This is a genomic window from Curtobacterium sp. ME12 (assembly GCF_903970855.1).
Lineage (GTDB): Bacteria > Actinomycetota > Actinomycetes > Actinomycetales > Microbacteriaceae > Curtobacterium > Curtobacterium poinsettiae_A.
This window is the reverse complement of record NZ_CAJCKD010000032.1, coordinates 1-22463: the sequence shown is the minus strand read 5'-3', so window position 1 is coordinate 22463 and position 22463 is coordinate 1. Positions and strand designations below refer to the sequence as shown.

General features: G+C 71.9%; 28 protein-coding genes. 23 read left to right on the top strand and 5 right to left on the bottom strand.

Annotated features, from left to right (window positions below; genetic code table 11):
* Window positions 1–39 precede the first annotated feature (39 nt).
* The 10 genes from H7A73_RS18210 to H7A73_RS14155 all read left to right on the top strand — a co-directional run bounded on the left by H7A73_RS18210 (window position 40) and on the right by H7A73_RS14155 (window position 7725).
* Window positions 40–1236: a peptidoglycan DD-metalloendopeptidase family protein gene (locus tag H7A73_RS18210; protein WP_182066560.1), complete on the top strand. Its 1197-nt coding sequence runs from the start codon at window positions 40–42 to the stop codon at window positions 1234–1236.
* A 151-nt stretch (window positions 1237–1387) separates the two neighbouring features.
* Window positions 1388–2191 carry a sulfite exporter TauE/SafE family protein gene (locus H7A73_RS14195; protein WP_182066559.1) on the top strand — a complete coding sequence of 268 codons (804 nt, stop codon included), beginning with the start codon at window positions 1388–1390 and terminating at the stop codon, window positions 2189–2191.
* Window positions 2188–2823, top strand: coding sequence for a DNA alkylation repair protein (locus tag H7A73_RS14190; RefSeq protein WP_182066558.1), 636 nt, complete (start codon window positions 2188–2190; stop codon window positions 2821–2823). Before H7A73_RS14195 ends, H7A73_RS14190 begins: the two co-directional genes overlap by 4 nt.
* A 139-nt stretch (window positions 2824–2962) precedes the next feature.
* Window positions 2963–4156 (top strand): zinc-dependent alcohol dehydrogenase, encoded by a 1194-nt coding sequence (locus H7A73_RS14185; RefSeq protein WP_071404842.1) that lies wholly within the window; start codon window positions 2963–2965, stop codon window positions 4154–4156.
* Window positions 4156–5235, top strand: coding sequence for an NAD-dependent epimerase/dehydratase family protein (locus H7A73_RS14180; RefSeq protein WP_182066557.1), 1080 nt, complete (start codon window positions 4156–4158; stop codon window positions 5233–5235). The genes H7A73_RS14185 and H7A73_RS14180 overlap by 1 nt, the downstream gene beginning before the upstream one ends.
* A 223-nt stretch (window positions 5236–5458) precedes the next feature.
* Window positions 5459–5812: an SHOCT domain-containing protein gene (locus H7A73_RS14175; protein WP_182066556.1), complete on the top strand. Its 354-nt coding sequence runs from the start codon at window positions 5459–5461 to the stop codon at window positions 5810–5812.
* Complete coding sequence (locus H7A73_RS14170; protein ID WP_182066555.1) at window positions 5809–6066, top strand: hypothetical protein; 258 nt, start codon at window positions 5809–5811, stop codon at window positions 6064–6066. The genes H7A73_RS14175 and H7A73_RS14170 overlap by 4 nt, the downstream gene beginning before the upstream one ends.
* Window positions 6063–6593, top strand: a complete 531-nt coding sequence (locus H7A73_RS14165) for a hypothetical protein (protein WP_182066554.1) — start codon at window positions 6063–6065, stop codon at window positions 6591–6593. Before H7A73_RS14170 ends, H7A73_RS14165 begins: the two co-directional genes overlap by 4 nt.
* A 20-nt stretch (window positions 6594–6613) precedes the next feature.
* Window positions 6614–7024, top strand: coding sequence for a DUF6314 family protein (locus tag H7A73_RS14160; protein ID WP_182066553.1), 411 nt, complete (start codon window positions 6614–6616; stop codon window positions 7022–7024).
* A gap of 35 nt (window positions 7025–7059) precedes the next feature.
* A complete protein-coding gene (locus tag H7A73_RS14155; RefSeq protein ID WP_182066552.1) occupies window positions 7060–7725 on the top strand; it encodes a pentapeptide repeat-containing protein in 666 nt (221 codons plus the stop codon).
* Here H7A73_RS14155 and H7A73_RS18140 read toward each other — a convergent pair.
* Window positions 7710–7955, bottom strand: coding sequence for a hypothetical protein (locus H7A73_RS18140; protein WP_259362915.1), 246 nt, complete (start codon window positions 7953–7955; stop codon window positions 7710–7712). The two genes, H7A73_RS14155 and H7A73_RS18140, sit on opposite strands and share 16 nt — an antisense overlap.
* A complete protein-coding gene (locus tag H7A73_RS14150) occupies window positions 7925–8713 on the bottom strand; it encodes an NAD(P)/FAD-dependent oxidoreductase (RefSeq protein WP_259362913.1) in 789 nt (262 codons plus the stop codon). Before H7A73_RS14150 ends, H7A73_RS18140 begins: the two co-directional genes overlap by 31 nt.
* A 67-nt stretch (window positions 8714–8780) precedes the next feature.
* Between H7A73_RS14150 and H7A73_RS14145 the strand changes: the two genes are divergently transcribed.
* Window positions 8781–9389: a helix-turn-helix domain-containing protein gene (locus H7A73_RS14145; RefSeq protein WP_182066551.1), complete on the top strand. Its 609-nt coding sequence runs from the start codon at window positions 8781–8783 to the stop codon at window positions 9387–9389.
* 9 nt (window positions 9390–9398) lie between these two features.
* On the opposite strand, the gene H7A73_RS14140 is transcribed toward H7A73_RS14145, so the two are convergent.
* Window positions 9399–10052: a hypothetical protein gene (locus tag H7A73_RS14140; protein WP_182066550.1), complete on the bottom strand. Its 654-nt coding sequence runs from the start codon at window positions 10050–10052 to the stop codon at window positions 9399–9401.
* Window positions 10053–10163: 111 nt separating this feature from the next.
* Entirely contained in the window at window positions 10164–10913 is a 750-nt protein-coding gene (locus H7A73_RS14135) for a glycosyltransferase (protein ID WP_182066549.1), read from the bottom strand.
* A 146-nt stretch (window positions 10914–11059) separates the two neighbouring features.
* Between H7A73_RS14135 and H7A73_RS14130 the strand changes: the two genes are divergently transcribed.
* From H7A73_RS14130 to H7A73_RS14090, 9 genes are all read left to right on the top strand, one after another.
* Window positions 11060–11887, top strand: coding sequence for a hypothetical protein (locus tag H7A73_RS14130; protein ID WP_182066548.1), 828 nt, complete (start codon window positions 11060–11062; stop codon window positions 11885–11887).
* Entirely contained in the window at window positions 11884–12327 is a 444-nt protein-coding gene (locus H7A73_RS14125) for a phage holin family protein (protein ID WP_182066547.1), read from the top strand. Before H7A73_RS14130 ends, H7A73_RS14125 begins: the two co-directional genes overlap by 4 nt.
* Window positions 12324–12896, top strand: coding sequence for a DUF3618 domain-containing protein (locus H7A73_RS14120; RefSeq protein WP_182066546.1), 573 nt, complete (start codon window positions 12324–12326; stop codon window positions 12894–12896). Before H7A73_RS14125 ends, H7A73_RS14120 begins: the two co-directional genes overlap by 4 nt.
* Before the next feature lie 79 nt (window positions 12897–12975).
* Window positions 12976–13401, top strand: a complete 426-nt coding sequence (locus H7A73_RS14115; protein ID WP_182066545.1) for a MarR family winged helix-turn-helix transcriptional regulator — start codon at window positions 12976–12978, stop codon at window positions 13399–13401.
* Window positions 13402–13459: 58 nt separating this feature from the next.
* Window positions 13460–14101, top strand: coding sequence for an MBL fold metallo-hydrolase (locus H7A73_RS14110; RefSeq protein ID WP_182066544.1), 642 nt, complete (start codon window positions 13460–13462; stop codon window positions 14099–14101).
* 54 nt (window positions 14102–14155) lie between these two features.
* On the top strand, window positions 14156–14845 hold the full coding sequence (locus tag H7A73_RS14105) for an HAD family hydrolase (RefSeq protein WP_182066543.1): 690 nt from the start codon (window positions 14156–14158) through the stop codon (window positions 14843–14845).
* 97 nt (window positions 14846–14942) lie between these two features.
* Complete coding sequence (locus H7A73_RS14100; RefSeq protein ID WP_182066542.1) at window positions 14943–15425, top strand: GNAT family N-acetyltransferase; 483 nt, start codon at window positions 14943–14945, stop codon at window positions 15423–15425.
* 52 nt (window positions 15426–15477) lie between these two features.
* Window positions 15478–16098 (top strand): TetR/AcrR family transcriptional regulator, encoded by a 621-nt coding sequence (locus tag H7A73_RS14095; RefSeq protein ID WP_259362912.1) that lies wholly within the window; start codon window positions 15478–15480, stop codon window positions 16096–16098.
* Window positions 16095–17771, top strand: a complete 1677-nt coding sequence (locus H7A73_RS14090; RefSeq protein WP_182066541.1) for an MDR family MFS transporter — start codon at window positions 16095–16097, stop codon at window positions 17769–17771. The genes H7A73_RS14095 and H7A73_RS14090 overlap by 4 nt, the downstream gene beginning before the upstream one ends.
* Window positions 17772–18110: 339 nt before the next feature.
* Here the strand turns inward: H7A73_RS14090 and H7A73_RS14085 are convergent, their stop codons facing one another.
* Window positions 18111–19109 carry a LacI family DNA-binding transcriptional regulator gene (locus tag H7A73_RS14085; RefSeq protein WP_259362911.1) on the bottom strand — a complete coding sequence of 333 codons (999 nt, stop codon included), beginning with the start codon at window positions 19107–19109 and terminating at the stop codon, window positions 18111–18113.
* Window positions 19110–19271: 162 nt separating this feature from the next.
* Here H7A73_RS14085 and H7A73_RS14080 point away from each other — a divergent pair, with 162 nt between their 5' ends.
* The 3 genes from H7A73_RS14080 to H7A73_RS14070 all read left to right on the top strand — a co-directional run.
* Entirely contained in the window at window positions 19272–20303 is a 1032-nt protein-coding gene (locus tag H7A73_RS14080; protein ID WP_182066540.1) for a nucleoside hydrolase, read from the top strand.
* A 6-nt stretch (window positions 20304–20309) separates the two neighbouring features.
* Entirely contained in the window at window positions 20310–21740 is a 1431-nt protein-coding gene (locus H7A73_RS14075) for an MFS transporter (protein ID WP_182066539.1), read from the top strand.
* Window positions 21737–22463: ribokinase (locus H7A73_RS14070; protein WP_182066538.1), on the top strand; the 727-nt coding region annotated here is incomplete at its 3' end. The genes H7A73_RS14075 and H7A73_RS14070, both read left to right, overlap by 4 nt.

The window sequence follows — 22463 nt, the reverse complement described above, 5'->3', positions numbered from 1 at the left end:
ACCGAGCGCTCGCACGGTCGGTTCCAGGGCAGGGGATCCATGACCACCACTCCGTCGACCGTCGCACGTGCGCGCCGACTCCCACGCATCGCCGGCGCCGTGACGGCCCTGGCCCTGGCGGCGGGGGCGCTCGTGGCGACAGCCGAACCGGCAGCGGCCTCTGCGGTCTGGGTCGGGTCGGCACCGGCCGGCACCAAGCTCCTACCAGGCGACCAGGTCACGTCGCCGAACGGCCAGTTCAAGCTCATCATGCAGGGCGACGGCAACCTGGTCGAGTACGGCATCGGCAACCGTGTGCTGTGGGCGTCGAACACCGCCGGCAACTCCGGCGCGATCGCCGTGGTCGGCAAGAACCGCGCCCTCGACATCACGAAGAACGGCAAGCGTGTGGCCCGCTGGGCCTCGGCCGGCACCGTGAACTCGACCGCGCTGAAGGTGCGCGCCGACGGCACGATGGCGCTGCTCGCCGGCAAGACCGTCGTCGTGAGCTGGAACGGCTACCAGGACCGGGTCCCGTCGGGGAACACCATCCTGGGTGGGACCGTCCTGCGGTCCGACACCTCGAACACGCGCATCCTCAACATGCGCACCGACGGCAACCTGGTGCAGAAGGTCAGCGGTCGCGTCGTCTGGCAGTCGCGCACCGGCGGACACCCGGGCGCCTGGGCCGAGCTGCAGGCCAAGGGCAACTTCGTCATCTGGACGCGAGACGCGTCGCGCAAGAAGGTCGCGCTCTGGAGCTCGCGCACCAGCACCGCCGGGTCGGGCAACCTGCTCGTCCAGGTCGACGGCAACGTCGTGCTCTACGGCGCGAAGGACACCCGGGTCTGGTCGAGCCGACCGGTCACCGGCCTGGCCTGGCCCGTCAACGGCACGAAGATCACCGGACGGTACGGCGACGACCGCGGCGCCGGGCACGTGCCGCGCTACCACCAGGGCACCGACGCTCCCGTGCCGGTGGGGACACCCGTGTACGGCTCCGGGACGGGGACGGTCACCAAGACCATCGCGAACGACGCCGCGTACGGCAACTACATCGTCGTGACGTACGGCATGACTGCGGTGCTGACGGCGCACCTCAGCAAGATCGAGGTGAAGCAGGGGCAGATCGTGAAGCTCGGCACCGAGATCGCGAAGTCCGGCAACACCGGACAGTCGACGGGGCCGCACGTGCACGTCGAGACGCGGCGGAACGGCACCCTCGTCGACCCGCTGAAGAACATGCACTTCCGCTGACGCGGGGGCGGGCGGGGCGTGGGGTTCGTCGTTCGCTTCGTGAGCAGGAATGGTCGGGTCGCCTTCGGGCACCCGACCATTCGTGCTCACCAAACGCGGGTGACCTCGCACCGTGCGAGAGCACGCCCGCGCCGCGGATAGCCTGGGCGGGATGAGGAAGCGCGGCGGAACGGTGCTCGTGTTGGTGGCGATCGGGATGCTGGCGGGCGTGCTGTCTGGGCTGTTCGGTGTCGGCGGTGGGGTCATCGTGGTGCCGGCGCTCATGGCCTTCGCGCGGATGGACCAGCGTCGGGCCTCGGCCACCTCGCTCGTCGCGATCGCGCCCGCGGCCGTCGTCGGCGCGGTCACCTACGCCGTGCAGGGCGAGGTGCACTGGCTCGCCGCCCTGACCCTGGCGGTCGGCAGCGTCATCGGCGCCCCGCTCGGTGCCCGGCTGCTCCGTGCCCTGCCGCTCCGCGTGCTGCCGTGGATCTTCGTCGGGTTCATCGCCGTCGTGCTGGTGTCGTTGTTCACGACGGTGCCGACCCGCGGCGGCGAGGTGCACTTCGGGGTCGTCGAGGCGATCGTCCTGCTGCTGCTCGGGCTGCTGTCGGGGGTGCTGTCCGGGCTCGTCGGGGTCGGCGGCGGGGTCGTCATCGTTCCGGGGCTCGAGGTCGTGCTCGGCGCCGGAGACCTGCTGGCGAAGGGCACGTCGCTCCTGACGATGGTGCCGACGTCGGTGTCCGGGACGGTCGCGAACCTGCGGCGCCGCGCGGTCGACCTGCGGGTGGGGCTGACGGTCGGCATCACCGCCGCGGTCTGCTCGCCGGGTGGTGCCGTGCTGGCGCGCCTGGTCGACCCGCAGGTCGGTACGTGGCTGTTCGCGGCGTTCCTGGTGGTCGTCGCGGTCATCGTGCTCAGCCGTGGGCGTCGGAGGGCACCCCAGGACGACGCGAGCGGCGGTGAGGTCGCGTGACGGGCCTCCCGGCAGGGCGCGACGCGGAAGCCGTGCTGACGGCGTTCGCCCGGACCACCGGTGACGTCGCCGCAGCCCGCAGGGTCGCGCGGCAGTTCCACGACCTCGACGAAGGAGAGCGTTCGGCGCTGCTGTGGAGCGAGGACGACGGCGCGAAGCTCGTCGCCGTCCTGCTGCTCGTGCAGGCGATGCGGGCGCACCCGGATCCGGAGCTCACCGACGAGTACCTGTCGGCGGCGAAGGCCGAACGGTTCGGAGATCCGGTGCTCGTCGACCTGGCGGCCGAGGAACTCGTCGGCGCCCCGTTGCTGGGCGCGTCGACCGGCCCGTTGTTCGCGCTGGCGAAGTCCGACCTGGCGATGGTCCGGCGGATCGCGGTCGTGGCGACCCTGGCGTTCGCGAAGCAGGGCGACGCCGAGGTGCCGCTCGGGATCGCCGGCCGTCTGGTCCGGGAGCGCAGCGAGACGGTCCAGTCGGCGCTCGGGCTGGTCCTGCGCGAGACGGGGAAGCGGGCGTCCGAGGCGGCGCTCGTGGCGTTCCTCGAGCAGAGCGGCCGGTTCCTCAGCCCGGCGGCCCGCCGGACGGCGACCGAGCACCTCCCGCCGGGGGAGCGCGACCGGCTGCGGGGCTGATCGGGGTCCGCCGGCCCCGCGCGCCGACGTGCGAGGGGGACGCGGGGCTGGGAGCGTCCACGGGGCGGGCGCGTACCGAGGAGGGGAACGCGAGTCGTGCCTCCAGGCAGGCTCGAAGCGACCACGAGAGGAACGCAACGTGCGCGCACTGACCTACCAGGGCACCGAGAAGGTGTCCGTCGAGACCGTCCCCGACCCGACCATCCAGGAGCCGACCGACGCGATCGTGCGGATCACCTCCACGGCGATCTGCGGCTCCGACCTGCACCTGTACCGCGTGCTCGGCCCGTACATCGACCGCGGCGACGTCCTCGGCCACGAGCCGATGGGCATCGTGGAAGAGGTCGGATCCGGCGTCACGAACCTGAAGGTCGGCGACCGTGTCGTCATCCCCTTCAACATCTCCTGCGGCCACTGCTGGATGTGCCAGCACGGCCTGCAGTCGCAGTGCGAGACCACCCAGGTGACCGAGTACGGCACCGGTGCCTCGCTGTTCGGCTACACGAAGATGTACGGCCAGGTCCCCGGTGGCCAGGCAGAGTACCTGCGCGTGCCGCACGCCGACTACGGCCCCATCGTCGTGCCGGACGACGGCACCCCCGACGACCGCTGGCTGTTCCTGAGCGACATCCTGCCGACCGCGTGGCAGGCCGTGCAGTACGCCCAGGTGCCCGAGGGCGGCACGCTCGCCGTGCTCGGCCTCGGCCCGGTCGGCCAGTTCGCCGCCCGGATCGGCAAGCACCTCGGCTACCGCGTGCTCGCCGTCGACCCCGAGCAGGTCCGCCGTGACCTGGGGGCGAAGCACGGCGCCGAGGTGTTCGACCTGACGAAGGACCTGGTGCCCGAGCTCGTCGACCTGACCGACGGCCGCGGCCCCGACGGGGTCGTCGACGCCGTCGGCATGGAGGCCCACGGCAACCCGATGGCGGGCTTCGCGCAGCGCGCCGCCGGCCTGCTGCCCGACAAGCTCGCGCAGAAGGCGATCGAGACCGCCGGCGTCGACCGCCTGGCGGCCGTGCACGCGGCCATCGACCTGGTCCGTCGTGGCGGCACCGTCTCGCTGAGCGGTGTCTACGGCGGCATGGCCGACCCGATGCCGATGATGACGCTGTTCGACAAGCAGATCACGATCCGCGAGGGCCAGTGCAACGTGAAGCGCTGGATCGACGACATCATGCCGCTCGTCTCCGACCCGTCGGACCCGCTCGGCACGCTCGACCTGACCACGCACCGCGTGTCGCTCGAGGATGCCCCGCACATGTACGAGGTCTTCCAGAAGAAGCAGGACGACTGCGTCAAGGTCGTGCTCGACCCCGCGATGGCCGCAGCCTGATGCGTGTCGTCGTCGTCGGCGCGACCGGCAACGTGGGGACGGCGGTGCTCCGTCGGCTCGCGGCCGTGCGCGCCGACGGCGACGGTGACGCTGCCGACGGTGCCGCCGCCGCTGGCGCCGCCCCCGGTGTCCAGATAGTCGGCGTCGCGCGGCGGCTGCCGGACCTGCGCGCGGAACCGTACGCCGCCGCCGTCTGGCACGCCGTGGACGTCGGCGACGCGGACGCCGTCGACCAGCTCACGGCCGTGTTCCAGGGCGCCGACGCCGTCATCCACCTGGCGTGGGCGCTCCAGCCGACGCACGACATCCCCGCGCAGCACCGCACGAACGTGACGGGGACGGCGAACGTCCTGGCGGCCGTCGCGCGCGCCGAGGTGCCCCAGATCGTCGTCTCGTCGTCGGTGGGTGCCTACCGCGGGGTGGACGTCGCCGGCAAGCACACCCCGGTGGACGAGACCTGGCCCGCCGACGGCATCCCGACGGCGACCTACTCGATCCACAAAGCCGCCAACGAGGCGGCGATGGACGCGTTCGAGACCGCCCACCCCTCCGTGACCGTCACCCGGCTGCGCCCGGGGCTGATCTTCCAGCGGGAGGCCGCCGCCGAGATCCGTGGGCTGTTCCTCGGACACCTGGTGCCGATGTCGATCGTGCGGTGGATCCGCTGGCTCGTGCTGCCGCTGCCGTACCCGTTCGTGTTCCAGGCCGTGCACGCCGACGACGTCGCCGACGCCTTCTGGCGTGCGGTCGACCGACGGGCAGCTGGAGCGTTCAACATCGCCGCGTCGCCCGTGCTCAACCCGCCGCGACTGGCCCGGGCCTTCGGCATGCTCGGTGCCGTGCGGATCCCGCTGCGCCTGCTGCGCGGGATCGTGACGGTGACGTGGCGGCTGCGGTTGCAGCCGACGGACGCCGGGTGGATCGACATCGCGGCGGGCGTGCCGATCATGCGGACCGACCGCGCCCGGTCGGTGCTCGGATGGGAGGCCCGACACACCTCCGAAGAAGCGTTGCGTGCACTCGTGGCCGGGTTCGCGGACGGTGCGAACGTCCCGGGGTCGGGGCCGCTGCGCGGCTGAGCGGGCTGGCCGGGGTTGCGGGGACGCTCTGGGTGTACCGGGTGCTCTCGGGCGTACCGGGTTGTTTCGGGCGTACCGGGTTGTTTCGGGCGTACCGGGTCGGAAGTTCTGACCAGGTACGCCCGTTTCCACATTCCATCGCGGGCGTTCTGGGAAGGAACGCCCGTTCGTGTTCTCCGTCTCGCGCTACGCTTCGCTCGTCGTTGTGAGAAGGGGGAGTGCGATGGTGCTCAGTTGGTCCGCGTTCAGTGAGCTCGAGGGTCCGGGGGAGTCGGGGATGCCCGACCTGTTCGACGGTTGGTTCGGCATCGCGTTCGGGGTCGTCGCGGCGTTGGCGATCCTCACGACCCTGACGATCGTCATCCTCGCGCTCTACCGGGGCAAGCGGATGGCCGACCGTGGTCAGAACCCGCTCACCATGCAGGAGGACATCGCGTACCAGGCGATGCAGAGCCGCACGTTCGCACCGGCCAAGCCGCTCGAACAGCGCCTCGCCGAGCTCGACGACCTGCACGCGCGCGGCGTGATCTCCGACGAGGAGCACCGCAGCGCCCGAGCCGAGGCCCTGCGCGGATGATGATCGCCTCCGAAGAAGTACGCAATCCCCTGATCCCGCCGGTCTACGACCTCGTCTGGACCCTGCTGATGGTGCTCATCGTCGTCGCGGTCATCGTCGCCGTGTGCATCGCGGTCGTCCGCAGCAGGCGTCCCCACGGTGCCCGTCGGGGCTCGCCGGAGCAGCGGCTCCTCGAACTCGACGAGCTGCACGCCCGCGGCGTCATCACCGACGACGAGCGCCGAGCCGCGCGGGCGGAGGCCCTGCGCGGTTGAGCATCCCCGACTTCGACGTCGAGCCCGCTGTCGGACCGCGCTTCTGGCCGCGGGTCCTGGGCGTCGTCTCTGCGGTGACCGGCGTACTCGCCGTCATCGGGTGGCCGCTGCCCATCGTCTCCGGGCGCACGGAGCGGGCGCACGCGTGGGAGCGAACCGTGCAGGGTGTCCAGGACTGGCTCGCGTTCGACGGTTGGCGCCTGTCCGGCTCGTCCTGGGTCTACGGGGCGGCGTCGATCGCGGCATTGACGGGAGCGATCACCCTGTTGCGACCCGAGTGGAGCAGCGCATGGAAGTTCGTCGTCGTGGTGGTGCCGACGGGCACCCTGCTTGTGGTCGGACCGGCGGTGCAGTGGACAGCCGGTCTGCCGTGGTCCAACTACGGCCAGGGTTCGACCGGCGGCATCGCGCTCGGCATCCTCGCGGCCTCGGTCGGCGGTGCCGCCGCCGTGGGGCTCCGGGCACTGATCCCCAGGAGTGTCCAGCACGAGGACGACGTGAACCCGCCACCCCGCGGGGTTCACTGACTCGGACGTAGAGTGGGCGGGTGCTCCTACCCACGGACCTGCTCGGGGTGTGGGACCTCGACCGCACCGTGCACGACCACCGTGCCGGGGCCGCGGGGACCGTCACCGGGACCACCACCTTGACCCGGGTCGGTGACGACGAGGTGCGCTGGGACGAGTCCGGCGTGATGACGTTCGACGGCCGGACGACGCCCGTGTCCCGGACCCTCGTCCTGCGGCGGACGAGTACCGGCGGCTGGACCGTGCACTTCTCCGACGGTCGGGTCTTCCACGACTGGGTGTGGGGCACGAGCGTCGCCCACGCCTGCGCTCCGGACGACTACACGGGGGCCTTCGACGGCGACGAAGACCGTTGGACGGTGCGGTGGGAAGCGCGCGGTCCGGCGAAGGACTACCGGCTGGACAGTGTCCTCACCCGACCACGGTCGTGAGCCGCGGGGTCGGCGGTCACCGCCAGACTGGGGGCATGGCACGCTCCTCCGGCACCGACGCCCCGCGCATCACCCTGACCGAACCGACGAACCTCGAGGACTGGGCGCCAGCTCCCGGTGACGTCCTGACGGGGGACCGCATCGAGGGCAAGCGCATCGACGTCCTCGACCTGGCGGGCGAGCGACTGCCCGACCTGGAGATCGAGGAGTGCGTCATCGACACGTTCCGGGGCGACGACGCGGACTTCCGTGGGCTCCGGGTCCGTGACTCGATCGTCGACTCGCTCGACGCCCCGATCCTGCGGGCGTCGAGTAGTTCGTGGCGCGAGGTCCGGGTCGCCGGCGGCCGGGTCGGCTCGGCGGAGCTGTACGACTCCGGGCTGAACGGCGTCGAGTTCGTCGGCATGAAGTTCGGGTTCGTGAACCTGCGCGGCTCGACGATCACCGACGTGGTGTTCCGCGACTGCGTCATCGACGAGCTCGACATCGCCGACGCGAAGCTGCTGCGGGTGTCGTTCGACGGCAGCAGCCTCCGCGCCGCCGAGGGGTCGAACACCCGCATCGACCACGTGGACCTGCGCGGAGCGGACCTCGATCGGGTCGAGCGGCTCGAGGGGTTCCGCGGGGCCACGATCGGCGCGGACCAGCTGTACACGCTCGCGCCGCTGCTGGCCGCGCAGGCCGGCTACCGCGTCGGCTGACCGGCGCCCGCGCCAGCACCAGAGCCGACGCCAGCCCCGTCCAGCGCCGCCGCCAGGTCCGCCTGCACCAGGTCGCCGTGCACCGCCGCGCCCGTCTGGGTACCGGCAGCCGCCGACGCGATGACCGTCGCCATCGGGGCCGTCACGTTGCCGGCAGCGTAGACCCCACGAGCGACGGTCTGCCCGGCGGCGTCCACGGTCAGCGCGGTCGCGAACCGGTGGTCGCCCATGAACTGGTCGCGGCGAGGCCCAGCCCGGACAGGAAGCCCACCCGCGCCTCGGGCCGGCTCGCCGTGGCCAGGGCATCGAGCTCGACGAACGAACCGTCGCCGAGTCGGACCCCGGTCAGCCGGTCGCCGTCGGAGACCACTTCGGCGACCGGGCCCTCGACGACCGAGATGCCGCGGGCGGCCAAACCAGCCAGAGCGGTGTCGTCCATCAGCGCCGGATCGGTCAGGAACGCGGTCACCCGATCACTCAGCGCCCGGAACATGAGCGCGTGGTGTGCGGCGTTCGGTGTCGTGACGAGGACCCCGATCCGCTGGTCGCGGGTCTCCCACCCGTGGCAGAACGGGCAGTGCACGACCCCGCGCCCCCACTGTTCGGCCAGGCCCGGGACCTCGGGCAGGACGTCCACGGCGCCGGAGGCGACGACCAGTCTGCGGGCCGTGACGACCGCGCCCGAGTCCAGCGTGACCGAGAAGCCGACCGGGTCGTGACCGTCACCGGTCGTGGTGGACGTGGCCACGACCCTCCCGGCCGTGACCTGGACGCCGTAGGCGGCGACCTCGTCGCGACCGATGCGGATCAGTTCGGCGGGCGCGACGCCCTCGTGGCCGAGGTAGTTGTGCGCGCCGGCCGCCGGGGCGTTGCGGGGCTCGCCGGAGTCGACGACGAGCACCGAGCGCCGCGAACGGCCGAGGATCAGGGCGGCGGAGAGGCCGGCGGCCGAGCCGCCGATGACGATGACGTCGAAGTGTTCGGACATGCGCTGATCATGCGGCCGGTCACGAGGGAACAGCAACGACGTTTGCCGGTGTGGCAACATGTCCCGCATGGCACACCGCACCCGGGGACCGGTCGCCCCGCGCACGACGGCCGACGTCGTCGACGGGGTCGGCCCCCGACTCCGCGCGCTGCGCGCCCACCGCGACGTCACGCTCGCGGCACTGTCCGAGGAGACGGGGATCTCGGTGAGCACCCTGTCGCGGCTCGAGTCCGGCCAGCGGAAGCCCACGCTGGAACTGCTGCTGCCCCTCGCTCGGGCGTACCAGGTGCCCCTCGACGACCTGGTCGGCGCACCGCAGACCGGCGACCCGCGCGTGCACATGAAGCCCGAGGTGCACGGTGGCCGTGTGGTCGTGCCGCTGACCGAGCGGACGGGTGGGGTGCGCTCGTTCAAGCAGCTGTTCCCGCCGAACACGCCGGGCGGGGAACCGTCGCTCAAGACACACGAGGGCTACGAGTGGCTCTACGTGCTGTCCGGCCGGCTCCGGCTGGTGCTGGGTGAGCACGACCTCGACCTCGGTCCCGGTGAGGTCGCCGAGTTCGACACCCACACCCCGCACTGGATGGGCAACGTGACCGACTCCGTCACCGAGGTGCTGTGCCTGTACGGGCCGCAGGGCGAACGAGCGCACGTGCGGTCTCGACCCGCCCGGTGACCTGCAGCGTCAGTCCGCGAAGACGTGCGCCACGACGTCGTCGAGCAGATCGGTCGTCTCGACGTTCGACTGCTGGACGTGGATGCCGATGTCGCCCCGCGTGAAGTACGTGTCGCCGTCCGTGACCGGGTACTGCGAGTTCTTCGAGACCTTCTGGCACAGGTACCCGTCGGACCCGTCGCCGCAGTCGTAGCCCTTCGCGCTGAGCTGGTCGAGTGCGTCGCGGGCTGCGGCCGGGTCGACGGCGTCGACCGCGATGGACAGGTACGAGACGTCGGCCTGCGGTTCCGCCCACACGCAGTACAGCCGCCCGCCGTCGCCCTGCAGCGCCGGGGTGAACGCGCTCTTCGGGATCGCGATCGGGTCGCCGACGACCGAGGGGTCGTTGAGCGGTGCCGATGCGAATTCCTCGTCCCACTTGCCGGGAGTGATCAGGTCGGTGCAGCTGGCCGGGACGGTGACGGTGTCGTCGCTCGGGGCCCCGGTGTCGGCGGGGCTCGGCGCGGTCGTGGTGTCGGTCGGGGTCGGTGCCGTCGTCGGGTCGGCCGCGGTGGTCGCGGTGGCGCTGGCCGGTCCGGCCGGTCCGGCCGGTCCGGCCTGCGCGCAGCCGCTCAGCGCGAGGCCCGCAGCCAGCAGGGCAGTGAACGTGATCGTGTGGCGCATGGTTCCCCTTCATCCGGTCGCGTCAGGTCGTGACTGTCACTCACGAACATACCGACCGGGGGTCGCGGTGGCAGGGACCGTCACCGATTCGTTGTCCCCCGACCCGGCCGGTCAGCGGCTGCGCCACCACCGCCGCGACCGCGACCGCAGCCGTCGTGCCCACCGGCGCACCGGGTTCGCCCGCCGGCCGTTCACACGGAACGTGTGGAAGGCACGTCGCGTCCGCACCCAGACGGACGGGAGGCCCGACAACGGTCGCGCGGACACCTGCACCGCGAGCACGGGGTCGGCCACCACCCGCCACGCCGGGTCGAGCTGCATGCTCAGGTCGACGTCATCGTGCACCTCGGCGTCGTCACGGTGCGCTCGCCCGCCGATCGCGGCCCAGGTCGACCGGCGCATCGCCATCGCGGACCCGAACAACGGCGGGTGCCCGAGCGCGCTCCACATCAGGACGAAGTACGGGCCCATGTACACGGCGTCCCACAGTCGTCGCACCACGGGGCCACCGCCCCGGGGTCGGCCCGGACCGGTGACCGCGACGACCTCGGGGTCTGCCAACAGCCGGATCGCGTCGGCGATCCAGGACGGCGGTGGGACGGAGTCGGCGTCGAGCCGCACGACGACGTCGCCGGACGCACGGTCGTAGCCGCGCGCCGAGGCTCTGGCGATCCCGCGCACCGGCTCCGTGAGCACGACCGCCCCGGCGTCCCGGGCGATCGACGCGCTGTCGTCGGAGCTGCCGTTGTCGACCACGACGACCTCGTCGGCCGGCCGGGTCTGGGCCGCGAGGGCGGCGAGGCACCGCCGCAGGTGCACGGCATCGTCCCGCACGGGGATCACGACCGAGACACGGGGCATCCGTCGATCCAACCGGCTGTCGCCTGTGCGGATTGCCGGACCGCGTTTCCCGGCATTCCTGTGTCCTGACCCAGAGCGCAGCGCGCACGTTCGGTGGCGACACACCCCGGTGCACGCCGGGGGTGACGACTACCGGAAGGCCGACCATGACCACGAACCCACCCGGGAACGACTCCGGGACGCCCATCCACGACCGCACCGCAGCCTCCGAGGGCCACGAGGTCGCCCCCGGCGTGACCGTGCCGTCGTACGCCAGCGGTACCCCCGCCGCGCGACCCGCAGATCCCGGTGCGCCGCAGACCTACGACCCGTACGGCGACAGCGCCGCCGAGGTGCCGTTCGACGCACCCCTCGACGCCGTCCCGGCCGACGAGCAACTCCCCGCCGTCCCGTCCGCCGCGTCCGGCGGCAGCGTCAGCGACTCCGGCGGCGCCGGTAGCTCCAGCGGCGATGGCAGCGGCTCCGGCAAGGCCGACGCGGCCAAGGGTGCCGCGCAGGACGTTGCCGGCGACGCCAAGGAGAAGGCCGCGAACGTCGCGGGCACCGCCAAGGAGCAGGCGTCGAAGGTCGCCTCCGAGGCGACCGACCACGCCAAGCAGCTCTACGGCCAGGCGTCGGAGAACCTCAAGCAGCAGGCCGGTGAACAGCAGCAGCGTGCGGCCGGCGGGCTCCGCTCCCTCGGCGAGCAGCTCGGGCGCATGGCCGAGAACGACGACGAGCAGGGTGTCGCCTCGAAGGTCGTCCGTGACCTGTCCGGCCGTGCGACCTCGGCTGCCGGGTTCCTCGAGAACCGCGACCCGGGCTCGCTGCTCGACGAGGTGAAGACCTTCGCCGCCAAGCGTCCCGGAACCTTCATCGCGATCGCCGCGGGTGCTGGACTGCTGGCCGGGCGCCTGACCAAGGCACTCGCGACCGAGATCAAGCACGAGAAGGAGGCCGGCGACGGCACCACCGGGACCGGGAGCGGCGTATGAGCCAGTCCGTCCCCGGCGCGACGCCCCTGGGGGAACCCACCCCGGAGGAGCGTGCTGCGACCACGCCGCTCGGTGAGCTGCTGTCCGACGTGTCGCGCGACCTCTCCAGCCTGTTCCGGCAGGAGGTCGCCCTGGCGAAGGCCGAGCTGACCGACTCCGCGAAGAAGGCCGGCAAGGCGGGCGGGATGTTCGGCGGCGCCGGGCTGACCGCGATCTTCGCGCTGCTGTTCCTGTCGATCGCCGCATGGTGGGGCCTCGGCTACTTGATCGGCAACGCCTGGTCCGCACTGATCATCGCGGTGGTCTACGCGATCGTCGCCGCGATCCTGGCCGTCCGCGGGCGCAAGGAGATCAAGCAGATCACCGGTGCCCCGCAGACGGTCGAGACCGTGAAGGAAGTCCCCGAGACACTCAAGCCCAACACCGGGAGGAAGCCATGAGCACCCCAGACGAGATCCGCGCCGACATCGAGCGCACCCGCGGCGAACTCGGCTCCGACGTCGACGCACTCGCCGACAAGGTCAGCCCGTCGTCCATCGCCCACCGCCAGAGCGAGAAGGTGAAGGGCCGGTTCCAGGACGTCCGTGAGTCCGTGATGGGCGCGGCCCAGTCGGCTCGCTCGAGCGCCTCCGGGTCCGCCTCGGGCGCGACCGGCCAGGCGAAGGACGTCGCGCAGAAGGGCGTCGAGAAGGCGAAGGGCAACCCCCTGGCCGTGGGCCTCATCGCGTTCGGTGCCGGTTGGCTCGTGTCGTCGCTCCTGCCGACCACCGAGAAGGAAGAAGAACTCGCCGGTGAGCTGAAGGACAAGGCGGCGCCGCTCGTCGACGAGCTCAAGGAACAGGCGAAGGACGCCGGGTCGCAGCTCGGCGACGTCGCGACGGAGCACGCGCAGGACCTCAAGGGCACCGCCCAGGAGGCCACGCAGACGGTCAAGGACGAGGCGCAGGGCGCCGCGTCCGACGTCAAGGACAACGCGCAGGGTGCGGCGGACGACGTCCGCAGCAGCTGAGCGGGACCCGATGGCGGACGGGAGGCACGGTGCCAGCTGGCACCGTGCCTCCCGTCCGTGAAGCGGTAGCGTTCCGGGCATGGACCCGATCGACGAGCTCGCTGCGGAGCTCCGACAGTCCATCGGCCGGGTCGTGCGTGCCGCACGACGCGACGCGGACGCGCTGCCGGCCACACACACCACCACCCTCGGGTTCCTGCACCGCGAGGGCTCGATGACGATCGCGGAACTCGCGCGCCGCCGAGGCGTGAAGCACCAGGGGCAGTCCCGCACGGTCGGCGAACTGGCCGAGCTCGGGTACGTCGACCGGACGGTGTCGGACACCGACCGCCGGGCGTCGGTCATCCGGATCACGGACGCCGGCCGGGCCGCGCTGCAGCGTGACATGGACGCCCGCACGGACTGGCTGGCCGACGCGATCCGCGAGGAGACCGACGCCGAGGAGCGTGCGCTGCTGCGCCGTCTGCCCGAACTGTTCGAGCGGGTCGCACGTCGGGCCGACTGAACGACCCCTCACCTTCCGGGCAGCCACAGAAGTACAACACGGCTGTACAGTTGTCCGCATGGAGTTGACGAAGTACAACCACGCCACCGTCGTCCTCGAGCAGGACGGCGTCACCCTCGTCATCGACCCCGGCGTGTTCACGCCCGAGGCCGTCGATCTCGTCCGCGGAGCCGCGGGCGTCCTCGTCACGCACGACCACGCCGACCACTTCGACATCGACGCTCTCCGTGCGGGGCTCGCCGCGAACCCGGACCTCGTCATCCGCGGTCCGGAGACCGTCGTCGAGCAGCTCGGCGAACACCACGGCCGGGTCGCAGCGGTGCACGCCGGCGACACGATCACCGTCGGACCGTTCTCCGTCCGGGTCTTCGGCGAGCAGCACGCGGTCATCCACCCCGACATCCCCTCCACGGCGAACGTCGGCTACCTGGTGGACGACGCCGTGTTCCACCCGGGCGACGCGTACCTCGAGCCCGGCGTCCCGGTGCCGACCCTGCTCCTGCCGACGAGCGGGCCGTGGACGAACACCGCCCAGGCCGTCGACTACGTGCGAGCCGTGGCACCGGAGCGGGCCGTGCAGATCCACGAGGCGATGCTGAGCGAGCTCGGCCAGCAGTCCGCCGCGCGCTTCCTCGGCCCGGACGGTCTCGGGCCGGTGCCCGTCCTGATCCTGCCGGCGGGGGAGACGATCACCGTCTGACGGACGCGGGACGCCCCTGGGAGGCGATCCGGGCCTCCCGAGCAGCATGGACGGATGGCCGACGCACCCACCACAGCAGTCCTCTTCGACATCGACGGCACCCTTGCCGACTCGAACTACGCGCACATCGACGCATGGTGGCGGGCGTTCCTGGCGGCGGGGGAGTCCGTCGACGCCTGGCGGATCCACCGCGCGATCGGGATGGACTCGGCGAAGCTGCTCGAGACGCTGCTGCCGGACGCGTCCCAGGAGACCCGCGACACCGCGAAGCAGTTCCACACCGCCTACTACGCCGAGCAGATGCCACGGCTCCGGCTGTTGCCGGGTGCGCGCGAACTCCTGCAGGCCGTCGCCGAGGCCGGGCACGCCGTGGTCCTGGCGACCAGTGCGCCCGAGCACGAACTCGCCCGCCTGCGCGACCTGCTCGACGCGGGTGAGTGGGTCACCGCCGAGACCAGCTCCGAGGACGTCGAGCAGGCGAAGCCGGACCCCGGCATCATCCGGGTCGCGCTCGACAAGGCCGGGGTCTCCGCCGACGACGCCGTGATGGTCGGGGACGCCATGTGGGACGTCGAGTCCGCCGGCAAGGTGGGGGTCCGGTGCGTCGGCGTGATGACCGGCGGCATCGGCGGTGACGAGCTCCGCGGTGCCGGAGCGGCCGAGGTGTACGACGACGCGGCGGCCGTGCTCGCGGCGTTCCGCGCCGGCAAGGGCCCGATCGCGGCACTCGGTCAGCGCGCCTGACGGGCGATGCCGGTCGCGCCTGACGGGCGATGCCGGTCGCGCCCGACGGGCGCCTCGGTTTCCGCGTCGTCGGTCGCCCGTGCCAGGATCGACGTTCGTGATCACGATCGAACGCGTGTCCTGGGACGACCCCCGCAGCGTGGTGCTCCGCGCCCGCATGGACGACGAGATGCACGAACGCTACGGGTCGGCGAACGCCGGCGAGGACCCGGCGGTCACCGCCGAGCGGGGTCGTGCGCTGAGCGTCGACCCGTCGACCGTCGTCACGTCGATCCTGGCCGTGGACGAGTCCGGTGAGCCGGTCGGGCACATCGCCGTCCGGCGTCTGGGTGACGAGGTCGAACTGAAGCGGCTCATCGTGCTGGCCTCGGCACGCGGCAAGGGCGCGGCCACCGCGCTGCTCGACGAGTGCGAGCGCGTCGGCCGTGAACTCGGCGCGCCGCGGCTCATCCTGCAGACCGGCGACAAGCAGCCCGACGCCGTGGCGCTCTACCGCAAGACCGGCTGGGACCAGATCGCGGTCTACGAGCCCTACGCGGCAACCATGCCGTGGTCGTTCTGCTTCGAGAAGGCCCTGTAGCCCGACCCCGTCCCGTATTGCACTTTCGGTGGGAGAGTGCAATTCTTGCTCGGTGAGCACCACCGAACGCACCCGCGCGCTGCGCCGACGCATGATCGTCGAGGCACGTCGGGCGACGGTCGAACACGGGCTGCACGGCTTCACCATCGAGCAGCTCTGCGAGACCGTCGGGGTGTCGCGCCGCACGTTCTTCAACCACTTCGGGTCGAAGGACGACGCCGTGCTCGGCATCGAGCTCAACGCCGACCTCGAGGCGATCGACGCCTACGCCGCCGGCGGGATCGTCCCCGGCGACCTCGACCCGCTCGACTCGATCGTCGCGCTCGCGGTCGATCAGCTGCGACGCGTCGGCATCGACCGCGCGGACGAGGTCCTCGTCCGCGGCGTCTTCGAGCGGGAGCCCGCGCTCGTCGCGCGGTTCCTGTCCGCCACCGACGCGCAGCTCGGCCGCATCACCGCGGCGGTCCGCACCCGGTTCGGCTGGGACGACCCGGCCGACCGTCGCGCGCGCCTGGTGACCGAGGCGGCCGCGGCGCTCGCGAAGGTGACGGCGGAGACGTACTTCGACGACGCCTTCGACGAGACCACCGGGCCGACGTTCGACGCCCTGCTCACCGAGAACCTCCGCCTGCTCAGGGCGGTCACCACGACCGAACGGGAACACACCACATGAGCGCCACCGCGCCGGGCACCACCAAGCGTGCCCGCCCAGGCTCCGACGGCCCGCTGCTCCTCACGCAGCGTCGCATCTGGATCATCTTCTCCGCCCTGATCGCGGGGATGCTGCTCTCCAGCCTCGACCAGACCATCGTCTCCACCGCGATGCCCACCATCGTCGGCGAGCTCGGCGGCGTCGCGCACCAGGCCTGGCTGACGACGGGGTACCTGCTCGCCTCCACCATCGTGATGCCCGTCTACGGCAAGTTCGGCGACGTCCTCGGGCGCCGCAACCTGTTCCTCATCGCGATCGCGCTGTTCACCATCGCGTCGGCCGGTTGCGCGTTCGCCACGGACTTCACGCAGCTCGTGGCGTTCCGCGCCATGCAGGGGCTCGGCGGCGGTGGGCTGATGATCCTGTCGCAGGCCATCATCGCGGACATCGTGCCGGCCTCGCAGCGCGGCAAGTACCTCGGCCCGCTCGGTGCGATCTTCGGCCTGTCCGCCATCGGTGGCCCGCTGCTCGGTGGGTTCTTCGTGGACCACCTCACCTGGAACTGGGCGTTCTACATCAACATCCCGGTCGGCATCGCGGCGTTCTTCGTGGCGTGGTTCGCGCTGACCCTGCCGAACAAGAAGGCGACGAAGCGGATCGACGTCCTCGGCGTGCTGTTCATGTCCGCCGCGACCACGTGCCTGGTGTTCTTCTCGGAGTTCGGCGGCAGTAAGGACCACGGCTGGGACGCCCCCGAGACCTGGGCCTGGTTCGCCGGTCTCGTCGTCTCGGCAGCGCTCCTGGTGTTCGTCGAGTCCCGTGCGCAGGACCCGGTGCTCCCGCTGTCGTTCTTCCGCAACCGCACCTTCCTGCTGGCCACCGGCATCGGCCTCGTGCTCGGCATCGGCATGTTCGCCGCGATCGGCTTCGTCCCGACGTTCCTGCAGATGGCCTCCGGCACCTCGGCCGCGGTCTCCGGCCTGCTGATGCTGCCGATGATGGCCGGCCTGATCGGCACCTCGATCGCTTCGGGTGTCCTGATCACCAAGACCGGGCGCTACCGGATGTTCCCGATCGTCGGCACGGTCCTGGTGGCCATCGCGATGCTCGCGATGACCCAGCTGGCGGCGGACACCCCGATCTGGCTGATCTGCGCGTACCTGTTCGTCTTCGGTGCGGGGCTCGGCCTGATCATGCAGGTGGTCGTCCTCGTCGCGCAGAACGCCGTGCCCGCCGAGCAGGTCGGTACCGCCACGTCGACGAACAACTACTTCCGCGAGGTCGGCGCCTCCCTCGGCACCGCCGTCTTCGGAGCGCTCTTCACCGCGCGGCTCACGACGTCGCTGACCGACGTGTTCCGCGGTGCCGGTGGGTCGGCGACCGATGCGGCGTCGTCGGCGGGCAGCATCGACCCCGCGACGGTTGCGAAGCTGCCCGAGGCGGTGCAGGACGGCATCGTGAACGCGTACGCCGACTCCCTGGCGCCCGTGTTCTGGTACCTGCTGCCGTTCATCGCCATCGCGTTCCTGCTCGCCCTGTTCCTGCCGCAGATCACGCTGTCCGACACGGCCGGCATGGTCGCCCGTGGCGAGGCCGTCGGCGGCGACGAGGCCGACGAGCTCGAGCGCGCCCAGCGCGCGGCGCGTGCGGAGCACGCGCAGCCGGTCGAGCCCGCGGACCGCACGCAGCAGTAGCCCGCCTCGCGAAAGCGACAGATCTGCGCGGAACGTCCGCGGACATCTGTCGCTTCCGCGTCGGCCATCGTGCGCGACGCGCGAGATCTGTCGCCTTGGCGGTGTGGTCGGTACCGTGCGCGGACGGGAGGCTCGGGGCCAGCTGGCACCGGGCCTCCCGTCCGTCGTGGCGTGCGTCCACCGCCGCGGCCGAGTGCGGCGGCACCCGCATCGCGAAAGCGACAGACTGCCGCGGAACATCGGCGGCGCACTGTCGCTTCCGCGGAGATGACGTGAGCGCCTCGGGGAGCAGCGTCGCTTCCGCGTGCAGGACTGGACCGGCTGCGCCGGCGCGTGGCGCTACGCCCCGGTGCTCGCGCGCGGCACGAGCCGCGTCGGCAGGGCTGCGGCCTCCGCGGCCGTGCCGTCGAGCATCGCCAGGAGCCGCAGCGCCGCAGTCCGGCCGAGGTCGGCGCCGGGCAGCGCCACGCTCGTCAGGGCCGGGGCGGTGACCGACGACGACGGCAGGTCGTCGAAGCCCGCGACCGCGAGTGCACCGGGGACGGCGATGCCGAGCGCACCGGCGACCCGCAGCACTCCGTAGGCGAGGGTGTCCGCGGCCGCGACGACGGCGGTGACGTCGTCGTCCTGCCAGGCCTCGATGACGTGCTCGGTGGCCGAGGCCGCGGCCTCCACGGTCAGGTCGGCACGGGCGGTGACCTCGGACACCGTGATGCCGGCGTCCGCGCAGGCCTGCTCGAACAGCTCGCGGCGCACGCCGAACGTCGCCGCCCGCGAGGTGCCGTCGAGGTAGCCCACGTGCCGGTGCCCCTGGGCGTGCAGGTGGGCGACGAGGTCGTGCACACCGGTGGAGAGGTCGTAGTTGACGGCCTCGGGGCCTCCGGGAGCGTCGAGCAGCACCACGGGGACGCTCGCCGACATTGGCTCGTCGACGGCGGGGGCATCGACCAGGATGCCGGCCGGCCGCAGCCGTTCGAAGCGCCGGACGTCGGCCGCGACCGGCTGCGCGCCCCGCTCGGTGACGGAGAGCACGAGCTGGAACCGGTCGCCCAACGTGTCGCGGACGCCACGGATGACCTCCGCGAAGAACGGGTTCGACAGGTCGGGGGCGATGAACACGACGAGGTCACCGCTGCCACGGGCCAGGGAGCTGGCAGCGTGGTCGACGACGTAGCCGAGGTCCTCCACGGCGTCGCGGACCCGCGCTGCGATGGGGGCGGAGACCCGCCCGCGGTCCTTGCCGTTCACGACGAGGGAGACCGTGGCGATGCTCGTGCCCGCACGCTCGGCCACCATCGCAGCGGTCACACGACGGCTCGGGGCGGCGGGGGAGGGCACTCGTCGATGCTAGCGAGCGCGGTGGTCGAACTTGACGTCAAGCGCTTGACGTGTTTCGATGTCAAACGCTTGACGCGCCATGTCGCCAGCGCTCTGCCGGCTCGTGGATCCCCACCACGTCGAGCACTCACCTCGATTCCCCGAAGAAGTGGAGCGCCCAGCGTGCCCGATGCGACCCAGCCCGCCGCGAAGATCATCCTCGACTGCGACCCCGGCCACGACGACGCCGTGGCGCTCCTGCTCGCCCACGGCAGCCCGGCGATCGACCTGCTCGCGGTGACCACCGTCGTCGGCAACCAGACCCTGCCGAAGGTCACCCGCAACGCCCTGGCCGTCGCCCGCATCGCCGGCATCACCGGGGTGCCGTTCGCTGCCGGTGCCGCCCGCCCGCTGCTGCGCCAGATCGAGGTCGCGCCGGACATCCACGGCGAGAGCGGCCTGGACGGCCCGATGCTCCCCGAGCCGTCGTTCGACCTCGACGAGCGCCACGCCGTCGACCTGATCATCGACACCGTGATGGCGCACGAGCCCGGCACGGTCACCCTCGTGCCGACCGGCGGCCTGACGAACATCGCCCTCGCGGCCCGCAAGGAGCCCCGCATCGTCGAACGCGTCAAGCAGGTCGTGCTCATGGGCGGCGGCGTGCACGTCGGCAACTGGAGCCCGGTCGCCGAGTTCAACATCGTCATCGACCCCGAGGCCGCGGCCATCGTGTTCGAGGCCGGCTGGGACGTCGTGATGGTCGGCCTCGACCTGACGCACCAGGCCCTGGCCACCCCCGAGGTCGCCGCGCGCATCGCCGGCGTCGGCACCGCCCCCGCCGCGTTCGTCGGCGAGCTGCTCGACTTCTTCGGCCAGACCTACAAGGACGCCCAGGACTTCGACGCCCCGCCGGTCCACGACCCCTGCGCCGTCGCCTACGTCATCGACCCCACGATCGTCCGTGCCGTGAAGGTCCCGATCCACGTCGAGACCCAGGGCGCGCTGACGCTCGGTATGACCGTCGCCGACTTCCGCGCCCCCGCACCCGAGGACTGCCGCACGAGCGCCGCGATGGAGCTCGACCATGGCCGCTTCTGGGATCTCGTCGTCGACGCCCTCGAGCGCATCGGGGAGACGGCCGACACCGGCTGGACCCCACGTGCCGCCGCCGACGCCGTCGAAGCCGGCATCACCACGACCCCGGAGCGCTGAACCCCCATGACCACCACCTCGACGAAGAAGTCGATCGGCGCCCTCACCGCCGCACTCCTCGCCGCGTGCATCGCGTTCCAGCTGAACGCGAGCATGCTGAGCCCCGCCCTCGTCACGATGGCGCGCGAGCTGCACACGGACGACGCCACCATCGGCCTGTCGCAGACCCTGTACTTCACCCTCGCGGCGCTGTTCTCGCTGTTCCTGCCGCGGTTGTCCGACATCGTCGGCCGCAAGCGCGTGCTGATCGGCATGCTCGCCGTGATGCTGGTCGGCAGCATCGTCGCCGCGCTCGCGGTGAACGTGCCGATGCTGTTCGCCGGTCGCATCATCCAGGGCGTCACCGGTCCAGTCGTCCCGATCTGTCTGCTCGTCCTGCGCAACGAGATCAGCGACCCGAAGCGCTACGGCGCCGCCCTCGGGCTGCTCACCGCGGTGAACGGTGGCATCGCGGGCGTCGACGCGCTGGCCGGCGGGTGGATCGCGACGAACTTCGGGTTCCGCGGGATCTTCTGGGTCATCGCCGTCGTCACCGTGATCGCGCTGGCACTCGTCGCCGTCTGGGGTGTCGAGTCGAAGCCCTCCGCCGGTACCCGGATGGACTGGGTCGGCGTCGTGCCCCTCGTGGTGAGCGTCGGTGCGCTGCTCACGGCGTTCAACGAGGCCGGCAAGATCGGCGCCGCGAACCCGGTGCTCGTGGTCGGTGGCGTCGTCGTCGCGCTCGTCGCCTTCGCCGTGTTCTGGGCCGTCGAGTCGCGGGTGCGGGAGCCGCTGGTCGAGACCCGGTTCCTCAAGCGCCGTGCCACCTGGGCGCTGCTGACGACGACGTTCCTGACCATGACCGGCGTCTTCGCCGTGGTCAACGGACTCGTCACGAGCCTCGCGCAGAACGGTGACGCCGGCTTCGGGATGGAGCCCGACCTGGCCTCGCTCGTGTTCCTCACCCCGTACGCGCTGGTCGGGTGGATCGTCGGACCCTTCGCCGGTCGCCTCGCCCCGACCATCGGGTACCGCGCCGTCCTGCGCGTCGGCCTGATCGGCAGCATCGTCTCGACCGTCCTGATGGCGCTCGTCGGGGTGCACTCGCTGCCGGTCCTGGTCACCGCGACCGTGCTGATCGGCGTCACCTACGCCGGCATCGCGAACATCATCCTGAACGGCCTCGGCATCGTGCTGTCACCGGAGTCGAACCCCGGGTTCCTGCCCGGCCTGAACGCCGGTGCGTTCAACCTGGGCGCCGGGGTCAGCTTCGCCGTCCTGCCCGCACTGCAGATCGCGCTCGGGGTCGGCGGGTCCGCGGGCACCGCCGGGTACTCCGGTGGCATGCTGCTCGGGGCTGCGATCACGACCGTCGCACTCGCCGTCTCGTTCCTCATCCCCCGTCCGGAGGGCGCCGAGACCGCGTCCGTCGCCCCGCAGAAGGAGACCGTCCGTTGACCGAGAGCATCGTCGTCGTCGGGTCGCTGAACGCGGACCTGGTGGTCCGCACCGCGCGCTTCCCCCAGCCCGGTGAGACCCTGCAGGGCTCCGACCTCGCGATCCTGCCCGGGGGCAAGTCCGCCAACCAGGCGGTGGCTGCCGGGAGGCTCGGGGGCACGGTGCGCATGATCGGTGCGGTCGGCGACGACGGGAACGGTGTGCTGCTCCGCGACTCCGTCGCGGCTGCGGGTGTCGACACGACGCACGTCGCGATCCGGGAGGGCGTCGCGACCGGCACCGCCGTCATCACGGTCGACGCCGCAGGCGAGAACACCATCGTGATCTCCGCCGGGGCGAACGGCACGCTCACGCCGGACGACGTGCCGGCCGACGTCTTCGCCGGCGCCGCGGTGCTGGGGCTCTGCCTCGAGGTGTCGATCGACGTCGTCCTCGCCGCCGCACGGGTCGCGCGCGCCGCCGGGGTCACGGTGCTCACGAACCTGTCGCCGTTCGGTGCCGTGCCGGCGGAGCTCCTCGAGCTGACCGACGTCCTGCTGGTGAACGAGCACGAGGCCGCGGCGCTCGGTGACCACGGCGTCGCCCGGTCGATCGTCACCCGCGGCGGTGCCGGCTGCGTCGTGCACGACGGGGGTGCCGAGCCGGTGTCGATCGACGCCGTCCGGGTCGAGCCCGTGGACACCACGGGCTGCGGCGACGCCTTCATGGGTGCGGTGGCGCTGC